The sequence below is a fragment of the Namhaeicola litoreus genome (genome assembly GCF_042679565.1).
GTDB lineage: Bacteria > Bacteroidota > Bacteroidia > Flavobacteriales > Flavobacteriaceae > Namhaeicola > Namhaeicola litoreus.
In genome coordinates this window covers 1-1,910 of the sequence record NZ_JBHTMY010000005.1, presented here as the reverse complement: position 1 = coordinate 1,910, position 1,910 = coordinate 1, and the positions used below count along the sequence as shown (strand labels likewise).

At 37.7% G+C, this 1,910-nt stretch carries 3 protein-coding genes; all 3 read right to left on the bottom strand.

The features are described 5' to 3' along the window. Positions 1 to 217: 217 nt before the first annotated feature. Entirely contained in the window at positions 218 to 655 is a 438-nt protein-coding gene (locus tag ACFQ39_RS15110; RefSeq protein WP_377180517.1) for a hypothetical protein, read from the bottom strand. Positions 656 to 666: 11 nt separating this feature from the next. After that, positions 667 to 906 (bottom strand): hypothetical protein, encoded by a 240-nt coding sequence (locus ACFQ39_RS15105; protein ID WP_377180515.1) that lies wholly within the window; start codon positions 904 to 906, stop codon positions 667 to 669. Positions 907 to 1,063: 157 nt separating this feature from the next. Continuing rightward, positions 1,064 to 1,825, bottom strand: coding sequence for an SH3 domain-containing protein (locus ACFQ39_RS15100; RefSeq protein WP_377180513.1), 762 nt, complete (start codon positions 1,823 to 1,825; stop codon positions 1,064 to 1,066). Between the last annotated feature and the right edge of the window lie 85 nt (positions 1,826 to 1,910).

Genomic DNA, 1,910 nt, shown 5'->3' with positions numbered 1-1,910 from the left:
TTATAAGTATTGTCGTAAGAAGTGAAATTAATATTTTTTTCAACGGGGTGTTTTTTTAATTGTGGGCAACGTTTGGCGGTATGAAAAGTTGCCGATTGCGGGCGATTTCATGTCAAGTTACACAAAGGTTGAAGCGGGTTGCAACCCTTGAATAACCTACTGTCCCGGCAATTTTTTATACCGCGTGTTAGCACCAGTTTTTTATTTTCCATTCTTACTATTTTGTCTCTGGAAACCACCATCCTTCGTGTTTCCGTTTATATTCTTTCTGCCTATCATCAACAATCACAATTTCGCAAACGAATGGACTTTCTATATAATCAGTATTTCCAGCATAAGGTCTTGTTTGCTGCAAATCAAATTCTATTGTCATTGTCGCTGAACTTACAAAGTCCATTGTCGAACCGCTATTTTCAACTAACGTTGGAAACCACTTATTCCAATACTCAATTGATTGTCTTATTTGCTCTGTTAGAAGTTCTTTTGGCTCTGCTTTATTTTGCAAAATGTCAACTGTCAATTTATTGTGTTTTGTTTTGCGAGCCTGTTTCAATAAATGTCCCATAAAATAGTCGTCATTTATGTAGTTCATTAAACTTATAAATGAATGTCCGAAGTTGTGAGAAACACTTTTTAAAGGTTTGTGGCTAGTCATATCGTAAATATTTATGGCCAAATGAATTCATTCGCTTTTGGACTTTCAGGGTCAAACCATTCTTCTGCAGTTTCCTGAAAGATAGGCTGTCCTTTTTTGTCAGTTCTTGTTTGAATCAAGTCGCCAACAGGAGCCCCATGTAAATATCTCAGTCGTCCTGTTGAATCAAATTTAATTTTTCCATCATTAAGTAATGACTCAAATTTCGGCCAATTCTTGATGTTGTCTTTCGTTATTCTAATTTTTTCCATTTATCGTTGGTGTGTGTCTTTCAAAAATTGGTGCTAACGGTTAGCATATGGCTTTGTGGCGGTTTTCGAAGCGCTTTCCTGTCGACCGAAACCAAAGCTGGCTACGGAGCGAAAACCTTGCTGTAAGCCGTTCACCCGCCATAAGCTATATGCTGTGTTATGGGCTGGCTTTTTTTCTTTCTTTATTAATTCGTTCAATTAGTCTGTTAAATTCTTTGTCGTCCGAACTTCCATCTTCATCAACGTCAAAATGATTCATTAGTCCCCATTCTATATGGTTAAGGATTAATATTTTCTGCTCATTGTCCATTATTTTTTCAAGTCGCTTCATTACCAAGTCTGGATTACAAATGAAGCAGTCGCCAATTGAAAATGAAGGCATTTCATTGGCAGATCCCTGGTCTGCCCACATTGTCGCAAAGAACTTGTCAATTATTTCAATGTCGTTGGTAGAACAGAAATACTTCGGTATAACTTGAAGAATTGGGTCGTATTTGGTGTCGCTGTAGTTTTCTAATTCTCTTATGGTTGTTCGGTACGCAAGGCTGTCCTTTGCTTTCCAAGCAGCTCTAAAGTTGTCAGCCAAAACTCTTTGTCTGTCGAGCACTTTGAGTATGATTTCCTTAAGTGAATTATTGTCAAGGTTCTTTACTTCTTGAATTCTGCTTTTATGGATAAAGCCTTCAATTTGTCTTCCTTTCCAAGCCGTCACTTTTGTCCAATCTGAGTTGTCGTCAAATTTGAAGTAGAAGAAGTCTTCATTAAACAACGTGTCAATTACTTCATAATTTGTTCCCGGTCCGCTACGAACATTTGTAAATCCGTCTGAGTCATTAATAATTGCTGGTCCATTCTGTGCCAATAAAGACAAAGAGCAGAAAGTCAAAAGGGTCAATATGTAGAATTTTAGTGTCGTCATTTTAGCTTGCCCATAACGGTTACGGTTATGATTTCGGCGCGATTAAGTCTTTGCATTTGAGCGGCAGGCTGACGAGTTACAATTG